The 19,660-nt window shown below is 72.1% G+C and carries 19 protein-coding genes and 1 pseudogene; 18 read left to right on the top strand and 2 right to left on the bottom strand.

Translation table 11 applies throughout. The annotated features are described in order from the left end of the window. Positions 1 to 15 precede the first annotated feature (15 nt). Positions 16 to 345, bottom strand: a complete 330-nt coding sequence (locus HNR07_RS05820) for a hypothetical protein (RefSeq protein ID WP_221318727.1) — start codon at positions 343 to 345, stop codon at positions 16 to 18. A gap of 33 nt (positions 346 to 378) precedes the next feature. Here HNR07_RS05820 and HNR07_RS05815 point away from each other — a divergent pair, with 33 nt between their 5' ends. The 10 genes and pseudogenes from HNR07_RS05815 to HNR07_RS05770 form a co-directional block, all read left to right on the top strand. Then, positions 379 to 996: a hypothetical protein gene (locus HNR07_RS05815; RefSeq protein ID WP_184371556.1), complete on the top strand. Its 618-nt coding sequence runs from the start codon at positions 379 to 381 to the stop codon at positions 994 to 996. A 240-nt stretch (positions 997 to 1,236) separates the two neighbouring features. Beyond that, positions 1,237 to 1,968, top strand: a complete 732-nt coding sequence (locus tag HNR07_RS05810; protein WP_184371554.1) for a GTP cyclohydrolase II — start codon at positions 1,237 to 1,239, stop codon at positions 1,966 to 1,968. Then, on the top strand, positions 1,965 to 2,609 hold the full coding sequence (locus HNR07_RS05805) for a CDP-alcohol phosphatidyltransferase family protein (protein WP_184362877.1): 645 nt from the start codon (positions 1,965 to 1,967) through the stop codon (positions 2,607 to 2,609). Before HNR07_RS05810 ends, HNR07_RS05805 begins: the two co-directional genes overlap by 4 nt. A gap of 3 nt (positions 2,610 to 2,612) precedes the next feature. Beyond that, a complete protein-coding gene (locus tag HNR07_RS05800) occupies positions 2,613 to 3,590 on the top strand; it encodes a zinc-dependent alcohol dehydrogenase (RefSeq protein WP_184362874.1) in 978 nt (325 codons plus the stop codon). Positions 3,591 to 3,628: 38 nt separating this feature from the next. Beyond that, positions 3,629 to 4,039: a 6-pyruvoyl trahydropterin synthase family protein gene (locus HNR07_RS05795; protein ID WP_184362870.1), complete on the top strand. Its 411-nt coding sequence runs from the start codon at positions 3,629 to 3,631 to the stop codon at positions 4,037 to 4,039. After that, positions 4,036 to 5,067 (top strand): glycosyltransferase family 4 protein, encoded by a 1,032-nt coding sequence (locus HNR07_RS05790; protein ID WP_184362868.1) that lies wholly within the window; start codon positions 4,036 to 4,038, stop codon positions 5,065 to 5,067. The genes HNR07_RS05795 and HNR07_RS05790 overlap by 4 nt, the downstream gene beginning before the upstream one ends. A gap of 221 nt (positions 5,068 to 5,288) precedes the next feature. Further along, on the top strand, positions 5,289 to 6,824 hold the full coding sequence (locus HNR07_RS05785; RefSeq protein ID WP_184371551.1) for an MFS transporter: 1,536 nt from the start codon (positions 5,289 to 5,291) through the stop codon (positions 6,822 to 6,824). A 180-nt stretch (positions 6,825 to 7,004) separates the two neighbouring features. After that, positions 7,005 to 7,805 (top strand): SAM-dependent methyltransferase, encoded by an 801-nt coding sequence (locus HNR07_RS05780; protein ID WP_184362865.1) that lies wholly within the window; start codon positions 7,005 to 7,007, stop codon positions 7,803 to 7,805. Between the two features lie 184 nt (positions 7,806 to 7,989). After that, positions 7,990 to 8,844, top strand: a complete 855-nt coding sequence (locus tag HNR07_RS05775; RefSeq protein ID WP_184362862.1) for a class I SAM-dependent methyltransferase — start codon at positions 7,990 to 7,992, stop codon at positions 8,842 to 8,844. Further along, a pseudogene (locus HNR07_RS05770) lies at positions 8,841 to 9,719 on the top strand (lysylphosphatidylglycerol synthase transmembrane domain-containing protein); the annotation flags it as partial. The gene HNR07_RS05775 and the pseudogene HNR07_RS05770, both read left to right, overlap by 4 nt. A gap of 15 nt (positions 9,720 to 9,734) precedes the next feature. Here HNR07_RS05770 and HNR07_RS05765 read toward each other — a convergent pair. After that, positions 9,735 to 10,514, bottom strand: coding sequence for a creatininase family protein (locus HNR07_RS05765; RefSeq protein WP_184362859.1), 780 nt, complete (start codon positions 10,512 to 10,514; stop codon positions 9,735 to 9,737). A gap of 86 nt (positions 10,515 to 10,600) precedes the next feature. Between HNR07_RS05765 and HNR07_RS05760 the strand changes: the two genes are divergently transcribed. The 8 genes from HNR07_RS05760 to HNR07_RS05725 all read left to right on the top strand — a co-directional run bounded on the left by HNR07_RS05760 (position 10,601) and on the right by HNR07_RS05725 (position 19,447). Then, entirely contained in the window at positions 10,601 to 10,921 is a 321-nt protein-coding gene (locus HNR07_RS05760; protein WP_246420132.1) for a cupin, read from the top strand. 633 nt (positions 10,922 to 11,554) lie between these two features. Beyond that, a complete protein-coding gene (locus HNR07_RS05755; RefSeq protein ID WP_184362856.1) occupies positions 11,555 to 12,544 on the top strand; it encodes a hypothetical protein in 990 nt (329 codons plus the stop codon). A 184-nt stretch (positions 12,545 to 12,728) separates the two neighbouring features. Next, positions 12,729 to 13,271, top strand: coding sequence for a sigma-70 family RNA polymerase sigma factor (locus HNR07_RS05750; protein WP_184362853.1), 543 nt, complete (start codon positions 12,729 to 12,731; stop codon positions 13,269 to 13,271). Positions 13,272 to 13,275: 4 nt separating this feature from the next. Next, complete coding sequence (locus tag HNR07_RS05745; RefSeq protein ID WP_184362850.1) at positions 13,276 to 13,971, top strand: anti-sigma factor family protein; 696 nt, start codon at positions 13,276 to 13,278, stop codon at positions 13,969 to 13,971. Between the two features lie 542 nt (positions 13,972 to 14,513). Beyond that, a complete protein-coding gene (locus HNR07_RS05740) occupies positions 14,514 to 15,290 on the top strand; it encodes an HAD family hydrolase (protein ID WP_184362847.1) in 777 nt (258 codons plus the stop codon). After that, positions 15,287 to 17,671 (top strand): glycoside hydrolase family 65 protein, encoded by a 2,385-nt coding sequence (locus HNR07_RS05735; protein WP_184362844.1) that lies wholly within the window; start codon positions 15,287 to 15,289, stop codon positions 17,669 to 17,671. Before HNR07_RS05740 ends, HNR07_RS05735 begins: the two co-directional genes overlap by 4 nt. A 45-nt stretch (positions 17,672 to 17,716) precedes the next feature. Beyond that, positions 17,717 to 18,385: a CBS domain-containing protein gene (locus HNR07_RS05730; RefSeq protein ID WP_184362841.1), complete on the top strand. Its 669-nt coding sequence runs from the start codon at positions 17,717 to 17,719 to the stop codon at positions 18,383 to 18,385. Between the two features lie 6 nt (positions 18,386 to 18,391). Next, entirely contained in the window at positions 18,392 to 19,447 is a 1,056-nt protein-coding gene (locus HNR07_RS05725; RefSeq protein ID WP_376769904.1) for a zinc-binding alcohol dehydrogenase family protein, read from the top strand. Positions 19,448 to 19,660 lie beyond the last annotated feature (213 nt).

Raw genomic sequence — 19,660 nt, 5'->3', positions numbered from 1 at the left:
CACGAAGCGCACATGTTAGCGATCCCCGGCCCGGTCCCCGCGAGCCCGGCGCAGCACGCGGCCGATTGTGGCCACCGGCGGCAGCGCCCTGACCTTGGCCGCTCCCGCGCGCACCCGGCGCGCCATCGCTCGCGCGGCACCGCCCCCCAGGTCTTGGACCTCCGGTTCCCCGGCCGCAGCCGACTCGTCCCCGGCCTGGCCGACCTCGGCGACCCTGGCGTGCAACCGGTCCCTGACCTGCTCGGGGGTGTAGGCGCGGCGTTGTCGTTCGGCCCGCGCGAGGGCCACTCCGGTGGCCGCCACACCCACGAAAGCGGCCACTCCCACGGCTTTCCACCACTTCATGCATTTAGGCTAACGCCTGTGGCAGAGACGAGCATGTCCCTAGACGAAGCGGTGAACCTGACCAGAACCGGTGACGTGTGGGTGTTCCGCGGCACGAGCGTGCCCGACCGGGCCATCCAGCTCACCACCAACAGCCCGGTCAACCACGTGGGCATGTCCATCGTGGTCGACGACCTGCCTCCACTGATGTGGCACGCCGAGCTGGGCAGGTCCCTGGTGGACATGTGGACCGGCACCCACCAGCGCGGGGTCCAGCTGCACGACCTGCGCGACGCCGTCCTGGTGTGGGGCCGCCGCTACGGCCAGAAGGGCTGGCTGCGCCAGCTGGACCCGTTGGCCACCCGCCAGATGGAGGACGACGCGCTGCGGATGGTGGCCCGGCTGAACGGCACCCCCTTCCCCTCCACCGCCCAACTCGCTGGCCGCTGGGCGCTGGGCCGCATGCCCTTCCACCGCAAGGCGCGCGAACGCCAGCTGGAGACCGCCTACTGCGCGGAGGTGATAGCGCTGACCTACGAGGAGATGGGGTTGCTGGCCCGCGGGAGGCGCCCCGGCTACTACGACCCGGGCCGGTTCTGGAGCGGGGACTCCCTGAAGTTGGAGGGCGGCTTCGCCCTGGGCGGAGAGATCCAGGTGGACCTGCCCGACTGAACACACGAGCGCGGTGCGCCCACACGACCCGTGTACTCGGGCGGTGTACGGGGCAGGCACCTGTACGTGCCGCCAACGGCGGTGGAGGAGTGGCAGATGTCAGAGCATTCTCCGGAGGGCTCCGGACCGAACGGCAGCGGGCCGGCGGGCCCCGAACCGGACGGCAGCGGGCCGGCGGGCCCCGAACCGGACGGCATCGACCTGGACGGTGCCGGACCGAGCGACGCGAACGGCACCGGGCTGAAGCACACCGGCGTAGCCGAGTCCGATCTCGTGCTGCGCCGTGCGACGTTTCGCTGTGTGGCCTTCCGGGACCCGGTCGACGGCCACGAGCACCTGGCCCTGGTCCTGGGCGAGATCGGGGACGGCGAGGACGTCCTGGTGCGGGTGCACTCGGAGTGCGTGACCGGGGACGTCTTCGGAGCACTGCGCTGTGAATGCGGCGACCAGCTCCGCGCCGCCCTGGACGCGATCCTGGCCGAGGGCCGCGGGATGCTGGTCTACCTGCGCGGCCACGAGGGGCGCGGCATCGGGCTCGTGAACAAGGTGCGCACCCAGCTGCTCCAGGACGAGCGGGGGCTGGACACCGTGGACTCGGCCACCGCGCTGGGGCTACCGGTGGACGTGCGCGACTACGGCCCGGCCGCGCGGGTGCTGCGCCACCGGGGGGTGCGTTCGGTGCGGCTGCTGTCCAACAACCCGGCCAAGGTGCGGGCCCTGGAGGAGCACGGGATCAAGGTCGCCGCCCGGGTGCCGCTGCTGGTGGCCGCGCACGCGGACAACACCCGCTACCTGACCGCCAAGCGCGACCGCCTGGGCCACGACCTGCCACACCTGAACGGCGGCGGGCCGTCCGCCGAGGCACCCGGCGCCACGCGGGCTCCCCAGCCCCGGAGCGGTTCCGGAGCACACGGGGGTTCCGGGACAGGGAACCGTCTGCCCGACCCCGGCAGCGCTGAGGCGGGCGAGTGAGTGACCCGGGTCCCTGGTTGGGCCCCCCGGGGTGGGCCGCCGGGCTGTTGTACGTCCTGCTCGTGGCGGTGCTGCTGACAGTGGCCGTGCGCCGCTACGATCGCTGGCCGCTGGGTCCGGCGGACCTGGTGACCCTGGTCCGGGTCGGCCTGATCGGCGTGGTGACGGCGCTGGTCGCCGACGGAGCACCGCCCCTGCCTGTGGTGTCGGTGACCGCGGTGGCCCTGGTCCTGGACTGGGTGGACGGACTGGTGGCCCGCGGCACCCGCACCGAGTCGGACTTCGGGGCGCGCTTCGACATGGAGGCGGACGCCTTCCTGATCCTGGTGCTGAGCGTGTACGTGTCCGGGGCCCTGGGGCCTTGGGTGCTGCTGATCGGGGCGATGCGGTACCTGTTCGGAGCCGCCGCATGGCTGACACCGTGGTTGCGGGGGCCCCTGCCGCCGAGCCTGGCCCGCAAGGCCGTGGCCGCCGCGCAGGGGATCGTGTTGACGGTGGTCGCCTCGGGGGTGCTTCCGGAGCCGGTGAGCACGGCCGCGGTGGCGCTGGCGCTGGCCGCCCTGGTGTGGTCGTTCGGACGTGACGTGATGGGACTGTGGCGGGCGCGCTCCCCTCGGACCAGCGCCGCCGAGGAGAGGTGAGGGATGACGCGGACGGCACGGGCGTTCTGGGTGAGCTCCCCCGGAGTGGGCGAGGTGCGCGAGGTCGAACTCCCCTCCCCGGGCCCCGGCGAGGTGATGGTGCGCACCCTGTACTCGGGGATCAGCCGGGGCACCGAGACGCTGGTCTTCGGCGGCGGGGTGCCGCCCAACCAGTACGGCGTGATGCGGGCGCCCTTCCAGGAAGGGGACTTCCCCGGCCCGCTCAAGTACGGCTACCTGAACGTGGGGGTAGTGGAGGAGGGGCCCGAGCAGCTGCTGGGGCGGACGGTGTTCACGCTCTACCCGCACCAGACCCGGTTCGCGGTGCCCGCCACCGCGGTCTCCGTGGTGCCCGACACCGTCCCCGCGGCCCGGGCGGTCCTGGCCGGAACCGTGGAGACGGCCGTGAACGCCCTGTGGGACGCGGCCCCGCTGGTGGGCGACCGCGTGGCGGTGGTCGGCGCGGGCATGGTGGGCTGCTGCGTGGCGCGCCTGCTCGCCCAGGTCCCGGGCTCCCGGGTCCAGCTGGTGGACGTCGACCCGAGCCGGGCCGGGGTCGCCGGGCGTCTGGGCGTGGACTTCGCCCTGCCGGAGGAGGCCGAGGGCGACCGCGACCTGGTCTTCCACACCAGCGCGACCGAAGCGGGGCTGGTGCGTTCGCTGCGACTGCTGCACACCGAGGGCGAGGTGGTGGAACTGAGCTGGTACGGGGACCGGCAGGTCATCCTGCCGCTGGGCGAGGACTTCCACTCCCACCGGCTGGCCGTGCGCGCCAGCCAGGTCGGCATGATCTCACCGGCAAGGCGCTCCCGGTACGACCACTCCGAACGCCTCCAGCTCGCGCTGCGGCTGCTCGGCGACGCGGCCTTCGACGCGCTGCTCACCGGTGAGAGCGGCTTCGAGGACCTGCCCTGGGTACTGCCCAGGCTGGCCAGCGGCGAACTACCAGCCCTGTGTCACCGGATCACCTACGACAGCTGACCCGCTGTCCTGACCGCCTCCGACACCCTGGAGCCCCGTTGTTCAGTGTCACCGTCCGAGACCACCTGATGGTCGCGCACAGCTTCCGGGGCGAGGTCTTCGGCCCCGCCCAGGCCCTGCACGGGGCGACGTTCGTGGTGGACGCGACCCTGCGCCGCCCCGAGCTGGACCCCGACAACATCGTGGTGGACATCGGCGCGGCCACCCGGGAGCTGGGTGCGGTGGTGGCCGAGCTCAACTACCGCAACCTGGACGAGGTGCCCGAGTTCGCGGGGGTGAACACCTCGACCGAGTTCCTGGCCAAGGTCGTCGCCGACCGTCTGGCCGAACGGATCGCGTCGGGCGCGCTGGGCCCGCACGCCGACGGACTGGCCTCGATCACGGTGACCCTGCACGAGTCCCACGTGGCCTGGGCCTCCTACGAACGCGAACTGCAACCCGGGTTGTGAGCGCTCTCCTCTTCGTCGTCCCCGAGGCGACGGCGCCCAGTGGCGGCCACACCTACGACCAGCGGGTCGCGGCCGCGCTGGGGGAACTGGGCCGGCCGGTCCGGACGGTGGCGCTGGGCGGGGCCTGGCCCCGCCCGGGCCGCGGGGCGGTCGCCGAACTCTCCGCCGTGCTGGCCGAGGCGCCCGACGGTTCTCGCGTGCTGGTGGACGGGCTGGTGGCCTGCGGGGTACCCGAGGCGGTGCTCCCGCACGCGCGGCGGCTGCGCATCGCGGTACTGGTGCACCTGCCGCTGGCCGACGAGACCGGGCTGGCAGCGGGTACCGCACGCGACCTGAATGCCCGGGAGCGGGCGCTACTGCGCGGTGGGGTGACAGTGGTGGCCACCAGTGCGTGGGCGGCACGGCGGCTGGCCGAGCAGCACGGCCTGGAACGGGTGGCGGTGGTGCGCCCCGGGGTGGATCCGGCACCGCTGGCCCGCGGGAGCGGCTTCGAGGAGCGCGCGGACAGCGTCCCCCGGTTGGTGTGTGTGGCCTCGTTGACCCCTCGCAAAGGCCACGACCTGCTGTTCCAAGCCCTGTCCGGGCTGCGGGACCTGTCATGGACGTGCGTGTGCGCGGGGCCGGGCACCCCTCCCCCGCACTCGGGACTCGAGGACCGGGTGCGGTTCACCGGAGCGGTGGTCGGCGGTGCGCTGGCGGAGGTCCACGACTGCGCCGACCTCCTGGTGCTGGCCTCACGCGCCGAGACCTACGGCATGGTCGTGACCGAGGCGCTGGCCCGGGGCGTGCCGGTGGTGGCCGCCCGGGTGGGCGGGGTCCCCGAGGCCTTGGGGCGAACCTCGGACGGTCGGGTCCCCGGGTTGTTGGCGCTTCCCGAGGACGCGGCGGCGCTGGAGCACGCCCTGCGGGACTGGCTGACCGACCGGGGGCTGCGCGAACGGCTGCGTGAGGCGGCCCGGCTGCGGCGTTCGGAGCTGGCCGGGTGGCCGGAGGCGGCCCGAACGATGGCTCAGGTGCTCGGCTTGTAGGCCCCGCTCATTCCCGGGCCCGGATGTGGGCGCTCTCATCCCCCGGGCGCCTGGTTCGCGTCTCACCCCGGGTGATACTCTGCATGGAGTGCAAAAATTCTTATCCTGCACTTTTGCCGACCCAGCAGGCCTCCTCCACCTGCACCCACTCTCCAGAATCACTTTTCCAGAGGCCAGCCTTGAGCACTGCGCAGTCCCAGGGCACCGCACGTACACCGATCATGCGCTCCCTGAGCGGACTGATGATCGTCCTCGGCGTGACGATGCTCAGCGGCACGATCGTCTCGGTCGCGCTGCCCCAGATCCTCGGGTCCCTCCAGGGCACCCAGTCCCAGTACACCTGGGTCGTCACCGCGACGCTGCTGGCGTCCACGGCCTCCACCCCCATCTGGGGCAAGCTCGCCGACCTGTTCCCCAAGAAACGCCTGCTCCAGATCTCGATCGTCCTGTTCATCGTCGCCTCCCTGCTCAGCGGGTTCGCGCAGAGCACCGAACAGCTCATCGCCTTCCGAGTCCTGCAAGGGCTGGGCATGGGCGCCTCCCAGGTCCTGGTCCAGGCCACCATCGCCGCCCTGGTCAGCCCCAAGGAACGCGGCCGCTTCAACGGGATCATCGGCGCCATCATGGCCGTGGCCACCGTGGGCGGCCCCCTGATCGGCGGCGCCCTGACCGACATCTCCTGGCTCGGCTGGCGCTGGTGCTTCTTCATCGGCGTACCGTTCATGCTCGTCGCCCTGGTCGTACTCACGCGCACCCTGCACCTGACCGAGGAACACCGCACCGACGTGCGCGTGGACTACCTCGGCGCCACCCTCATCGCCGCCGGGGTCAGCACCCTGCTGCTGTGGGTGACCTTCGTCGGCGGCAGCTTCGCGTGGATCTCCTGGCAGTCCGGCGCCATGGTCGCAGGCGGCCTCCTCCTGCTCGCCCTGGCCGTACGGGTGGAGAACCGGGTCGCCGAGCCGGTCATCCCGCTGCACCTGGTGGTCCGCCGCGAGCCGATGATCGCCATCGTGGCCAGCGTCGCGGTGGGCATGGCCATGTTCGGCGGCGCCGTCTTCCTCGGCCAGTACTTCCAGCTGGCCCGCGGCTACTCCCCCACCGCCGCGGGACTGCTCACCACCCCGCTGATGCTCGGCATGATGGCCGCCTCGACCGTCTCTGGCTGGATGATCTCGCGCTCGGGCCGGGTCAAGTCCTACGTCGTCACCGGCCTGGTGTTCCTGACCCTGGGATTCGGGCTGCTGTCCACCATCGACGAGACCACCTCACTGCTCGTGGTCTCCCTGGGCATGCTCGGGGTCGGTGTGGGCGTGGGTCTGTCCATGCAGAACCTGGTACTGGTCGTGCAGAACTCGGTACCGCTGCGCGAACTCGGCGCGGCCAGCGGAGCGATCACGTTCTTCCGCTCCCTGGGCGGCACCATCGGGGTCTCGGTGCTCGGCGCGATCCTGGCCAGCCGGGTGAGCACCAGCATCACCGAGGGAGTGGCCGCCTCGGGCGTGGACATCCCCGCCGGCGGGGCCGACGGCGGCACCCTGGACCTGGCCGGTATGCCCGCCTTCCTGCGCCAGATCGTCGAGAGCGCCTACGGCGCCTCCACCGGTGACATCTTCCTGGTGGCCACCGGTATCGCCCTGGTCGGCCTGGTGGTGGTGCTCTTCCTGCCCCGGGTCCAGCTACGCGACACCGTGGACACGGTCGAGGAGACCCCCGAACCGGAGCCACGGCACGACAGGAGCACCCTCTCCGCCTGATCAGCGTGCCCCACTCGATCCCACCCGGTCCCGACCGGTGGGGCCGGTGGGGCCGGTGTCGTGTCCGAAAGCCCTGTGGCAGAAGGGTTTCGGGTTGCGCGCACGGGCACGACACAGCAGACTTCGGATGCAGAAAACCCCCGGATCACCCCAGATCCCCTCCGCTGGTGAGAGGCCCCCATGACGGACACGCAGATCGATACGAACGTCGCGCACACCGCCCGGGTCTGGAACTACTGGCTCGGCGGCAAGGACAACTATCCCGTCGACCGCGAGGTGGGCGACCGGGTCAAGGAGCTGTTCCCCCTGGTGGCGGAGATCGCCCAGGGTGACCGGCTGTTCCTGCGCCGCGCGGTCAGCCACCTTGTCCGGGAAGAGGGCCTCACCCAGTTCCTCGACATCGGCACCGGCCTGCCCACCGCCGACAACACCCACGAGGTCGCCCAGGCGCTCGATCCCGAGGCCCGCGTGGTCTACGTCGACAACGACCCCCTGGTCCTGACCCACGCGCGTGCTCTGCTCATGGGCACGGACACAGGGAAGACCCAGTTCGTGGACGCGGACCTGCGCGATATCGAAAAGGTCATCGAAGCCGCCAAGGAAACCCTGGACTTCGACAAGCCGATCGGCCTGACCCTGCTGGGCACGATGGGGCACTTCGAGTTCGAGGAAGCCCTCCGCCTGGTCCGCGCCTACGCGGACCGTCTGGCCCCGGGCAGTTTCTTCGCCGTGTGCGACGGTGTGATGGCCCACATGGAGGCCGAGGACGCCGAGCGCGCCGCCGAGGGCATGCGGATCTGGGAGGAGCAGGTCGCCCAGACCTACTACATGCGCAGCGTGGCGGAGTTCGGCCGGTTCTTCGACGGCTACGAACTGGTCGAGCCCGGCGCCGTCTCGGTCTTGCGCTGGCGCCCCGAACCCGCCGATGTCGGCACCGTCCGCGACATCCCCCAGTACGCGGGCCTGGCCAAGAAGGCCTGAGTTCCCACCACCCGGGTCAGCACCACCGGGCCCGGACCAAGTAGGGGCGGACGGGAACGGGTAGGACCTCACAGACAGACCCGGGCAAAAGCTTCCCTGTTCGGGCCGCCCGACCGCGGCCGAGCTGGCACTCTGGGGGAGGCGACCGTCCGCTGGCGGCCGTACTCCACCGGAAGGAGTCGCGTTGAGCCCTGTTTCCGACAACCCGCTTCCGGCTTTCGAGCCGGACTGGCTGGCCCTGCGCGAGGAGACCGACGCCGACGCCCGTGCGACCGCGCCGCTGGACCCGTTGCGGGTGTACCTGGCCGGTCGCGGCGCGGGGGCGCCCGCACGGCCGATCAGGGTCGCGGACCTGGGCTGCGGTACCGGCTCCCAGGGGCGCTGGTTGGCGCCCGAACTTTCCGGGGCGCAGAAGTGGGTCCTGTACGACATCGACCCCGGGCTGTTGTCGCTGGCGGGGGTCCGGATGCCCGCGCGGGCCGCGGACGGTTCCCCGGTGAGCGCGCGGATGTGCCTGCGGGACCTGGGTTCGATCACCGCACCGGACCTGGCCGGGTTCGACCTGGTCACCGCTTCCGCGCTGTTGGACCTGCTCACCCGCAAGGAGTTGGAGGCCGTCGCCGGGGCAGTGGCCGAAGCGGGCTGCGCTGCTCTGTTCACGCTGTCGGTGGTGGGCCGGGTGGAACTCTTCCCCAGCGATCCGGACGATCCCGCGCTCGCGAAGGCCTTCAACGAACACCAGCGGCGCGCCGGCCGGCTGGGGCCGGACGCGGTCGGGGCGGCCGGTGAGGTCTTCGCGGAGCTGGGTTACCGGACCTCGACCTTCCCGAGCCCCTGGCGGCTGGGGCCCGAGCGCGTCCCGCTGACCACGGCCTGGTTGCGGGGCTGGGTCGGGGCCGCCCTGGAACAGGAACCGGAGGCCGCCGCGGGCGGCTACCTGGAGCGTCGGCTCGGTGAGTGCGAACGGGGCGAACTGGGCGTGGTAGTGCACCACACCGACCTGCTGGTGATACCCGGGGAGAGCGCGGAGCGCCCATGACGGGCACGGGGTCATCGCGTTGGGAGGGACCTTCCGGAGCGGAGGACTCCCGCCCCGGGTGGCGGCGTTCGGGTCTGCTGCGTCCGCTGGTCGGGGTGGCGTTCCTGGTCTGGTTGCTGTGGTGGTACCCGTTGGAGGCCTTCACCGACGCGTTCGGCGCGGTCGACGGTCGTTCCGTGGCTGCCGCGCTGGGGATCGGGCTGGCCACGACCGTGCTGTGCGCGGCGCGTTGGGTGCTGGTGGCACGGGGGGTGGGGCTGTGTCTGCCCTGGCTCCGCGCCGTGGGCGACTACTACCGTGCCGTCTTCCTGAACGCCGTGCTGCCCGTCGGGGTGCTCGGTGACGCGCACCGGGCGGTGAGCCACGGCCGTTACGCCGGTGACCTGGCCCGGGGTGTGCGAGCCGTGGTGCTGGAGCGGATGGCCGGGCAGTTGGTGCTGGCCGGGGTCTGCGCGGCGGGGCTGTTCACTCTGCCCGCCGCTCTGCTGGGCCCGGGGCTGCTCGCGGTGGCCGCCTCCGTCGCGGTGTTCGCGGTGGTGGCGTTGGTGGTCGCCATCGGCTGGGTGGTCGGGCGGCGACGAGGTTCGCGCTGGTGGCGGGCGCTGTCGGCGACGGTGGCCGACACCCGGGCCGGTTTGTTCACGCTCACCACCGGTCCGGGCGTGGTACTGCTGTCGTTGGCCGCGCTGGCCGGGCACCTGGCCCTGTTCCTGGTGGCGGCCCGGGCCGCGGGCACCACCGCGGCCACCCTGGCGTTGCTGCCGTTGCTGGTGTTGGCGCTGGTGGCGATGGGCGTCCCGGCCAACGTGGGCGGTTGGGGGCCGCGTGAGGCGGTGACGGCGCTGGCCTTCGGCGCGGCCGGGCTGGGTGCGGAACAGGGCCTGACGGTGTCAGTGGCGTACGGGCTTCTTGCCCTGGTCGCCGCTCTTCCCGGCGGGCTGGTGCTGGTGTGGCGCCTGCTGCGGGTCGAGCACGTTCAGGTACCCGGCGAAGACCTCGACCAGGTGCGCCAGCAGGTCCCGGCCCTCGGCCGCGGCGGCTCGTGAGGGCTGGCCCACGACCCCGGATCGGGTGTAGCGGGACAGTCCGGCGGTGAGCAGGTGGTCGCGACGGTCGGCGATGTGGTCGGCCTCCTCGTAACCGGGCCGGACCAGGTCGGGGCGCACGTGCAGCAGCACCGAGGTCTCCAGTTCCCCGGCGTGCATGTCGCGGTCGTTGTCGGTGCTCATCCTCGCCGCGGTGCGGGCGGCCTCCCAGTCGTGGGGGCCGGGGAAGAGCGCCATGTCGCCGCGGGAGGCCTGGACGAGGTTGGCCAGGACGTGGTTGCCGCCGTGCCCGTTGACCAGGACCAGCTTCGGTGTGCCCGCCCGGTGCAGGGATTCGGCGATGTCGGCGGCCATCGCGTGCAGGGTGGGCGCCGAGACGCTGACCGTACCGGGCCAGGCCTCGTGTTCGTGGGAGCAGCCGAAGGTGATCGGGGGCAGGAGCCGCAGGCCGGGGTAGGCGTCGGCCAGGCTCTGGGCCAGGGCCGAGGCGACGACGGTGTCCGTGGTCAATGGCAGGTGGGGGCCGTGCTGTTCGAGGCTGCCCACCGGAAGCAGCGCGATCCGGGCCGCCCTGGCGCCCTCGTCCTCGCTTGTGGTGTTCGGTAGGAGATCGGAGAAGTCCATGGGGACATTCTCCCCTGCCGTCCCCTCAAGGGACCAGAGCACTCTCGGCTTCGGGACGCCGGAAAACTCGAGGACGCCCCGAAGCCTTGACCTCAGCCCTGGTTGAGGTGCTGCACTGTTCGGGGATGGACGGCCGCGCCGTCCAGGTCGGTCCGCTCGTCGAGAAGGCGGAGGGCGGCCCGCTGAGCGCCTACTACGCGAGGTTCGGCAGGGGCGAGGGGGCCGCGCTGCCAGCAGGTTACGCGAAGGTGTGGATGGTCATCACCGGTGCGCTGACCCTACGCACCGGCGGGAGCACCCTCCCGGCGGGCCCCGGCGACCTCCTGCATGTTCCGGAGGACTCCCCCGGCGAGCTGACGGCGGACGAGGACACCGAACTGGCGTGCGTGTCGGTTCCGGTTCATTGAGGAGCCAACAGAACCGCCGCCTTTATGTCGTAGATTTCCGAAGTGCCCGGAAATTGTCCCCGTCAGTCCGTACCCGAAAATAGAGACCGCCGCCCCCAAGCGACTCATCGCCACCGAACACGCCGCGCTGGCAGCCGACCTCAAGGGGCTGAGCGGTCCGGGCCTGAGCGAACTGACCCTGCGGGTGGATCGGTGACCGGGGGCCATCGGGTCAGGACGGCGGCTGCTCGTCGTCCCCCGACACGAGCATGGTGTGCTCCCGGCCCCGATTCGCTCCGGGTGGGACCGGTCCCCTGCTCCTGGGTGACGATAGGAGGGGTGCTGGACGCGGAGGCCGGCTCCACCTGCCAGGTGGGCGCCTACCCGCGAGCCCGTGGCTTCAGCCACGGGTAGTCGCCCGCGCTGCGACCGCCTGAGCTCCTGCCGCACCCGCGCGCCGTCGAGGGCCACGCGAAACAGCAGAGGAGAACCGTTGTGCCTGCTCACATCCCTCCTGAAAAAACCTCTGAGAAAAACTGAACCGAACCCGTCGAGCATCCGTGTACCGGGTGACAACGAAACTTCGGGTCGGGACTCAGCAGCCGCGGATTCTGATCGCAACCCGGAACGGGAAACGACGGAAGGACGCGAAGCATGCGTGCGAAGAGGTTCCACTCCCTGGCCGCGGGAGCGCTCGGCCTGGCACTGCTCACCGGCTGCGGGAACGCCGCCCCGACCACCACCGACCCCTATGCCGCGGACCCTCCGCAGGAGCAGCCTGCCGCAGACACCGGGGTCGAGGACACCGGCATCGCCGACGGCGTGCTGAACCTGGTCCTGCGGGGGCACGAGACCCTCGGCGAGCTGGTCACCGACGCCGCCGGTCACACCCTGTACCGCTTCGACGAGGACTCCCCGGACGAGGAGTCCTCGGCCTGCTACGGCGACTGCGCCGACAACTGGATCCCGGTCGCCGCGGCGCAGGAGATGACGATCCCCGGCGGCGACGAGTTGTTGGACAGCTTCGAACGCGAGGACGGCATCGAGCAGGTCACCCTGGACGGATGGCCGCTGTACCGCCACGCGGCCGACGCCGGTCCCGGCGACACCAACGGGGAGGGAGCCCAGGAGGCCTGGTACGCCGCGAGCCCGGTGGGCACCAAGGCCCAGGACGAGCCCTGGACCGAGGGCTACTGCCCGCAGGGCTTCCAGGTGCGGCAGGATCCGGAACTGGGCGACATCGTGGTCGACGACGAGGGCTTCACCCTGTACCGCTTCGAGGAGGACTCCGCCAACCCGCCCGAGGCGACCTGCTTCGACGAATGCGCCGAGATCTGGCCCCCGGTGCTGGCCATGTCCCAGTTCGACTTCGGCCAGGGCCTCGACACCGCCCTGTTCGGCGAGGTGGAGCGGGAACACCGGCTGTCCCAGGTGACCCTGAACGGATGGGCGCTCTACCGCTACGCCGAGGACAACGCCCCCGGCGAGGTCAACGGCCACGGGGTGGGCGACGTCTGGTACGCGGTCACCCCGGAGGGCGCGATCGCCGGCGGCGGAGCCGACAGCGGTAACGCCGGCAACGACGATACCGGCGACAGTGACAGCGGCTACGGCGACGATGACGACTCCGGCAGCGGCTACTGACCCCGCGCACAGCGCGTACCCGCGGCCTCTGGGCGGGGGCCGACTCCCTCCCCCGTCCAGAGGCCCCCGCCCGTCCTCCGACTCCGCTCCTGCCGACATACCTCGCCTCGATCCTCCAGAGGGATTGCGCTCGCAACCCCGCTCCGCAAAGCTTGGGGTCCTACCGTCGAAGGAGGAGGGATGGATGGCGTTGTGGGGATCGCGTCGTCGGCGCGAAGCCGAGGACGAGGCGCTGATCCGTTCGCTCTACAACGAGCACGGCAGGGCCCTGATCGCCTACGCCACCCGCCTGACCGGTGACCGGGCCGCGGCCGAGGACGTCGTCCAGGAGACCCTCATCAGGGCCTGGCGCAACCCCGACGCGCTGGTGAACTCCAAGGGATCGGTCCGCGGCTGGCTGCTGACCGTGGCGCGCAACATCGTCATCGACCGGGTCAGAGCCCTCCAGGCACGGCCCGCGGAGGTGGCCCCGGTCGCGGGGGCCGAGCCGACACAGGACGACCACGCCGACTCCGTGGTGGACTCGATGGTGGTGATGGAGGCGCTGGAGAGTCTCTCCGAGGACCACCGCGCGGTCCTGATGGAAGTGTATTTCCGCAGGCGCAGCGTCGCGGAAACCGCCCAGACACTGGGGATACCGCCGGGTACGGTCAAGTCACGATCCCACCACGCCCTCCAGGCGCTCAGACGCCGTTTCGGCAGCCGCACACCGTCAGGGAAGGGGTGACCAGATGGCAGCAGGTAACCACGACCCGAAGCCGTTGGGCGCCTACGCCCTGGGCACGCTGAACGCGGAAGAGGCCGCCTCCCTGGCGGCCCACCTCGCGGGCTGTGAACCGTGCCGGGCGGAGCTGCGCGAGCTGAACGCCGTCCGCGACACCCTGGGGGAACTGCCCCCCGAAGCCCTGTTGGACGGGCCTCCGCCCGAGGGAGGCGCGGCCCTGCTGCGCGCCACGGTCGAGCGGGCTGGGACCGAACGCGCCGTCGGCCGCCGCCGACGCGCACTGCGCCTGGCCTTGGCCGCGGTCCTGGCCGGAGCCGTTCTCGCCGGGGTCGGGGGCGTCGTCGGACGGGCGTCGGCGCCCGCACCGGAGCAGGGGGAGGTGACCCAGCTGGCGGCGGGAACCGTGATCGCGGCGCAGGAGAACCCGGACACCGGGGCGAGCGCCACCATGCGGCTGGAACCCGAAGGCGCGGGCCTGCGGCTCCAGTCGTTCATCACCGGCATCCCGGAGGGCGAGGAGTGCGAGCTGGTCATCCTCACCGAGGACGGCCGCACCGAGGTCGCCGCCGTCTGGACGGTCTCCGCCGAAGCGGAGGCCGAGGGCAGCCGCCCCGGCGGGTTCGCCGACATCGACCCGCGGGACGTGGCCTCGGTGGTGGTGCGCAACACGGCCGACACGGAGTTCGTGAGCATCACCTTCTGAGCCGGGCCGGGCCATGGGAAACAGGAGGGGGCGGTGACCGGTTCGCCCGGCCACCGCCCCCTCCTTGTCTGCCGCTCACCTCTCGTGCGCGCCGGTCCCATACACGCCGGCGGCGTTCTCCGCCGGTCCGCGCCCTCGGCGGTCACGGTGTCCGCGCCCCCACCCAGCTGGGCGGCGGCGACCCCGGGCGCCACCGCGTGAAGGTCGGGGTGCCCGCCGCGCCCGGACCGGTGCGGGTCAGAGGGGCCGAGTGAGAGCTCGGCTCAGCGCCCGGGCCCGCGCGAGGCACGAGCCATCAGTGGCGCCCCGTTACCCATCGGCTCCGCGCGGGGCGTGCACTCGTCCGGACCCGTGGGTATGAGCAACACAGGCCCCGGCAGGGGCGAGCCGGTCGGCAGCCGATCCGGGCCGAAAGGCCGGTAGGGCGTGTGCCCCAGGTCCCTGGTCCGGCCCCGCCTGTGGTGTGAGGCTGATAGCCCGGACGTGTACGCGCAGGCGAGGCCCTACCGACCACGGACCGGTGCCGCGGAGGTGGTGCAGCAGTGACGAACAGCAGGAGACCCGCTCTTTTCCTGACCGAGATCGAGGCGGTCGCCTTCGACATGGACGGGGTCGTCACCGACACCGCCTCCGTGCACGCCGCCGCGTGGCAGCGAACCTTCGACACCCTGCTGAGCACGCTGGAGCCGGGCCCGAACACGCGGCCCTTCGACCCTGTCGGCGACTACCTCACCCACCTGGACGGCCGTTCCCGCACCGACGGCGTCCGCGCTTTCCTCGCCGCCCGCCGGATCAACCTCCCCGAGACCTCGGAGGGGCACTCCGGTACCCCCAGTGTCGCCTCACTGGCCCGTGACAAGGACCGCTTCTTCCTCGAACAGGTAGCCGCCCACGGGGTGAGGGCCTTCCCCTCCACCCTGGACCTGGTCCGCGCCCTGCGCGCCGCAGGAGCGGGCGTCGCGGTGGTCACCGCCAGCCGCAACTGCTCCGTGGTCCTGGAAGCCGCCGGGGCCGCCGACCTGTTCGACGCCCGCGTCGACGGAGTCGAGGCGGCCCGGCTCGGCCTGCCCGGCAAACCGGACCCCGCCCTCTTCCTGGAGGCCGCGCGCAGGCTGGGCCGGCCCGCATCCCGGACGGCGGTGGTGGAGGACGCGCTGTCGGGGGTGACGGCCGGGGCGCGCGGCGGGTTCGGGCTGGTCGTCGGCGTGGACAGGTCGGCCTCCAACGCAGCGGGACGCCGGGAACAGTTGTACCGGTACGGCGCCGACGTCGTCGTCACCGACCTGGCCGAGCTGCGGATCGAGGCGGCTTCGCGGTGAGCGCGTGGACGCTGGTCCACGAGGGCTTCGCCCCCGAGGAAGAGGGTCGGCGCGAAGCCCTGCGCACCCTGGGCAACGGGTACTTCGCCACCCGCGGCGCGGCCCCCGAGGCGCGGGCGGACGGGGTCCACTACCCCGGCACCTACGTCGCCGGGTGCTACAACCGCCTCGTGTCCCGCGTCGACGGGCGGGCGGTGGAGAACGAGGACCTGGTCAACGCCCCCGACTGGCTCTGCCTCACCTTCCACCTGCCCGGTTCACCCTGGCTGGCCGGCGGCGACCCGCGCGTCCGGGAGCAGCGGACCGAGCTGGACATGCTCCGGGGCCTGCTCACGCGCACCTTCCTCGTGACCGAGGACGACGGGCGTAGCACCCGGGTGTGCCAGCGCAGCCTGGTCTCGATGGCCGACCCCCACCTGGCCGCGGTCGAGACGACCTTCCTGCCCCGGAACTGGTCCGGGACCCTCACGGTCCGCTCCGGCCTGGACGGGCGGGTGACCAACGACGGCGTGGCTCGCTACCGGCAGTTGGACGGACACCACCTGCGCGCCCGCGGGAGCGGTGGCGCCACCCCCGACCTGACCTGGCTGCTGGCGCGCACCAGCGCTTCGGACATCACGCTCGCCATGGCAGCGCGTACCCGGGTCGCTCATGGCCCCGCACCGGCCTCGGGACGGGTCGGAACCCACCACGACCTGGTCACCGCCGAGCTGGGCATCGAACTCACCCAGGGGACGGAGGTGACCGTCACCACCACCGTGGCCCTGCACACCTCGCGCGACACGGCTGTCAGCGACCCGCTCACGGCGGCCCGCGAGAGGGTGGGATCGGCTCCGGGCTTCGACCAGCTCCGCACGGAGCACGCACTGGCCTGGCGGCACCTGTGGAACCGGTGTTCGGTGGACGTGGGCGACGAGGGCGACCAGCGCGTGCTCAACCTGCACCTGTTCCATCTGCTCCAGGTCCTGTCCCCGCACATCGTCGACCTGGACGCGGGGGTCCCCGCCCGGGGACTGCACGGGGAGGCCTACCGCGGGCACGTCTTCTGGGACGAGGTGTTCGTCTTCCCGTTCTTGGACCTGCACTTCCCCGAGACCGCCCGTGCCCTGCTGCGCCACCGGTGGCGCAGACTGCCCAAGGCGCGGGCCGCCGCCCGCGAGAAGGGTCTGAGGGGAGCGCTCTTCCCCTGGCAGAGCGGCAGCGACGGCCGTGAGGAGACCCAGCGCGCCCACCTGAACCCGATGTCGGGCCGCTGGTTGCCCGACCACTCCCACCTGCAACGCCACGTGAACGTCGCGATCGCCTACAACGTGTGGCAGCACCACCGGGCCACCGGCGACCCCGGCTTCCTCGCCGACTTCGGCGCCGAACTGCTGCTGGAGACCGCCCGCGCCCTGGCGGACCTGGCCGTCTACGACCCCGGCCTGGGCCGGCACGTCATCCGGGGTGTCATGGGCCCCGACGAGTACCACCAGGGCTACCCCGACCGCGCCGGCCCCGGCCTGGACGACAACGCCTACACCAACGTCATGACCGCCTGGGTGCTGCTGCGCGCCCTCGACGCCCTGGAGGCCCTGCCCACGGCACGGCGCCGGGAACTGGCCGCGGAGATCGGTCTGGGCGAGGAGGAACTGGAACGGTTCGTCGTGCTGACCCGCACCTTGCGGGTGCCCTTCCACGACGGGGTGATCAGCCAGTTCGCGGGTTACGAGCACTTGCGGGAACTGGACTGGGCGGGACTGCGCGCGGAGTACGGGGACATCCGGCGCCTCGACCGGATCCTGGAATCGCGGGGCGACAACTGCGACCGCTACAAAGCGGCCAAACAGGCCGACGTGCTCATGCTCTTCTACCTGCTGCCAGCGGAGGAGCTCGGCGACACCCTCAGACGGTTGGGCTACCCGGTCGACCCCGGACTGATCCCGCGCACCGTCGCCTACTACCTGGAGCGCACCTCCCACGGCTCCACCCTCAGCTCCGTGGTGCACTCCTGGGTGCTCGCCCGTACCGACCGCGAGCACTCGTGGCGGTTCTTCCGCGAGGCGCTGCGCTCCGACATCGACGACACCCAGGGCGGCACCACCGCCGAGGGCGTGCACCTGGGGGCCATGGCGGGCACCGTGGACCTTCTCACCCGCTGCTACAGCGGCCTGAGTACCCGCGGCGGCGTCCTTGACCTGAGCCCGCTGCTGCCCGCCGAGCTCGACGAACTCTCCTTCGAGCTGCGCTACCGGGGGCACTGGGGTATCCGTCTGCGCCTGTTCCGGGACCGGGTGGAGGTCCGGGTGCCGCCGTCGGACCTGCCGCCCCTGGAGGTGCGGGTCAAGTCGCGTACGGCCACCGTGGCACCGGGGACCTCGTGCTCGCTGCCCATCCGCTGAAGATCCGCCCGGACCGTCCGGGCCGAACCTGAAGGAGGCGCTCCCATGCTGGTCGCACAGGTCATGCGCACCCCGACTGTGCTGTTGACCGAGGAGAGCTCGATCCGCGAGGCCGCGGCGGAGTTCGTGGCACAGGGGGTGATCGCCGCCCCCGTGGTGGACCGCGCGGGCGAACTGGTGGGGATCGTGACCGAGATCGACCTCCTGCGCCGCGGTTTCCTGACCGACCCCCGGGCCACGGCGGTACGCGGGCCCGAACCCCGACAGGACCCGCCGCGCACCGTGGGGGAGGTGATGACCCGCAATGTGGTCACGACCCGGGAGAACCGCGACGTGGCCGAGCTGACCGAGCTCATGGTGCGCGAACGCATCCGGACCGTACCCGTGGTTCGGGACGGCCGTCTGGTCGGTCTGGTCGGCCGTACCGACCTCCTGCGCGCCCACAGCAGCCCCGACGCCCACGTCGAGGCTGCCCTGGACGAAGCGCTGTCCGTGGGGGCGCCCTACGTCAAGGGATGGAAGGCCGCCGTCACCGCGGGCACGGCGCGGATTTCCGCGCCCGGCGCCAACGCCGCCGAACAGGGGCTGCTCGCCCTGGTGGCCCGGACGGTACCGGGGGTGAACCGGGTACTGGTCACCGACGGGGCCGAGGAAACCGCCAGCGCTGAGGAGACCGCGACGGGCACGCACTCGGCACCGGCCGACGAAGGGTAGGCGATCATGTCCACGAAGACCGGGTACGCAACGGCCGAGTTCGTCACGGATACCATGGCCGCCTGGGAGGTGGCCGAACCCGGACCCATCGAGTCCGAGCCCCTGCGCCCGGTGCGCAGGCCGGTGCCCGAGCCAGGACCGGACGAGCTGCTGATTCGTGTCCTGGCCTGCGGTGTGTGCCGCACCGACCTGCACGTCAGCGAGGGTGACCTGCCGGTACGCCGGCCCCGGGTGGTGCCCGGACACGAGGTCGTCGGTGAGGTGGTCGGCACGGGCCGCGACGCACAGGGCGCTCCGGTCGGCTCGCTGGTGGGCGTGGCCTGGCTCCGCCACACCTGCGGGCGGTGCCGGTTCTGCCTGCGGGGTGAGGAGAACCTGTGCCCGCGTTCGCGCTACACGGGCTGGGACGCCGACGGCGGATACGCCGAGTACACCACGGCCCCGGCCGCCTACGCCTACCGCCTCCCCGCCGGGGCCGACCCACGAGGGACCGCGCCGCTGCTGTGCGCGGGCATCATCGGCTACCGGGCCCTGGAGCGCGCCCGCCTGCCCGAGGGCGGCCGTCTGGGCGTCTACGGCTTCGGCGGCAGCGCCCACCTGGCCGCCCAGGTCGCCCTGGCGCGAGGGGCTCGGCTGCACGTGCTCACCCGCGACGAAGCGGCGCGGAGGCTCGCCCTCGAACTCGGCGCGTCCTCGGCACGGGGCGCCTACGACCAACCGCCGGAGAAGCTCGACTCCGCGATCCTGTTCGCCCCGGTCGGCGAGCTGGTCCCCGTCGCGCTGAGCGCGCTCGACCGGGGCGGGGTGCTGTCCGTGGCCGGGATCCACCTGAGCGACGTGCCCCCGCTCAACTACCAGGAGCACCTGTTCCAGGAACGGGAACTGCGCAGCGTCACCTCCAACACCCGGGCCGACGGCCGCGCCTTCCTTGAGGAGGCCGACCGTGCCGGTGTCTCGGTGACCGTCACGGCGTACCCGCTCGGACAGGCACAGCAGGCGCTCAAGGACCTCAAGGCGGGCCGGTTCGCCGGAGCAGCCGTCCTGGTCCCCGGGGCCGACTGACGGCGGACCCGGACGGCCCTGCTCCTGGTTCACCTGTTTGTCGGGCGTGCAATCCCAGTCGTTCACCACTGTGCCCGAGGAGTCGCGCACCGGTCGTGGCGGTTCTGCCCTCGTGCCGTCCCTCCCGGGTTTGAGGTCCTCCACCACGTCCAGCACGAAACACCCTCTGGTGGTCGGTCCGACGGATGGCTGGACTGCTGGCGCGGCCGCTCG

Origin of the sequence: Nocardiopsis metallicus, from assembly GCF_014201115.1 — a bacterium.
Classification (GTDB): domain Bacteria; phylum Actinomycetota; class Actinomycetes; order Streptosporangiales; family Streptosporangiaceae; genus Nocardiopsis; species Nocardiopsis metallicus.
The sequence above is the reverse complement of the archived record's forward strand: the minus strand, read 5'-3'. Positions and strand labels throughout refer to the sequence as shown.

What these genes read in the sequence shown, in the direction of transcription:
- HNR07_RS05800 (WP_184362874.1), top strand. Translation starts at nt 2,613, where the DNA reads ATGACGCGGACGGCACGGGCGTTCTGGGTGAGCTCCCCCGGAGTGGGC.
- HNR07_RS05730 (WP_184362841.1), top strand. Translation starts at nt 17,717, where the DNA reads ATGCTGGTCGCACAGGTCATGCGCACCCCGACTGTGCTGTTGACCGAG.
- HNR07_RS05815 (WP_184371556.1), top strand. Translation starts at nt 379, where the DNA reads ATGTCCCTAGACGAAGCGGTGAACCTGACCAGAACCGGTGACGTGTGG.
- HNR07_RS05750 (WP_184362853.1), top strand. Translation starts at nt 12,729, where the DNA reads ATGGCGTTGTGGGGATCGCGTCGTCGGCGCGAAGCCGAGGACGAGGCG.
- HNR07_RS05820 (WP_221318727.1), bottom strand. Translation starts at nt 345, where the DNA reads ATGAAGTGGTGGAAAGCCGTGGGAGTGGCCGCTTTCGTGGGTGTGGCG.
- HNR07_RS05765 (WP_184362859.1), bottom strand. Translation starts at nt 10,514, where the DNA reads ATGGACTTCTCCGATCTCCTACCGAACACCACAAGCGAGGACGAGGGC.
- HNR07_RS05745 (WP_184362850.1), top strand. Translation starts at nt 13,276, where the DNA reads ATGGCAGCAGGTAACCACGACCCGAAGCCGTTGGGCGCCTACGCCCTG.
- HNR07_RS05755 (WP_184362856.1), top strand. Translation starts at nt 11,555, where the DNA reads ATGCGTGCGAAGAGGTTCCACTCCCTGGCCGCGGGAGCGCTCGGCCTG.
- HNR07_RS05785 (WP_184371551.1), top strand. Translation starts at nt 5,289, where the DNA reads ATGCGCTCCCTGAGCGGACTGATGATCGTCCTCGGCGTGACGATGCTC.
- HNR07_RS05725 (WP_376769904.1), top strand. Translation starts at nt 18,392, where the DNA reads ATGTCCACGAAGACCGGGTACGCAACGGCCGAGTTCGTCACGGATACC.
- HNR07_RS05780 (WP_184362865.1), top strand. Translation starts at nt 7,005, where the DNA reads ATGACGGACACGCAGATCGATACGAACGTCGCGCACACCGCCCGGGTC.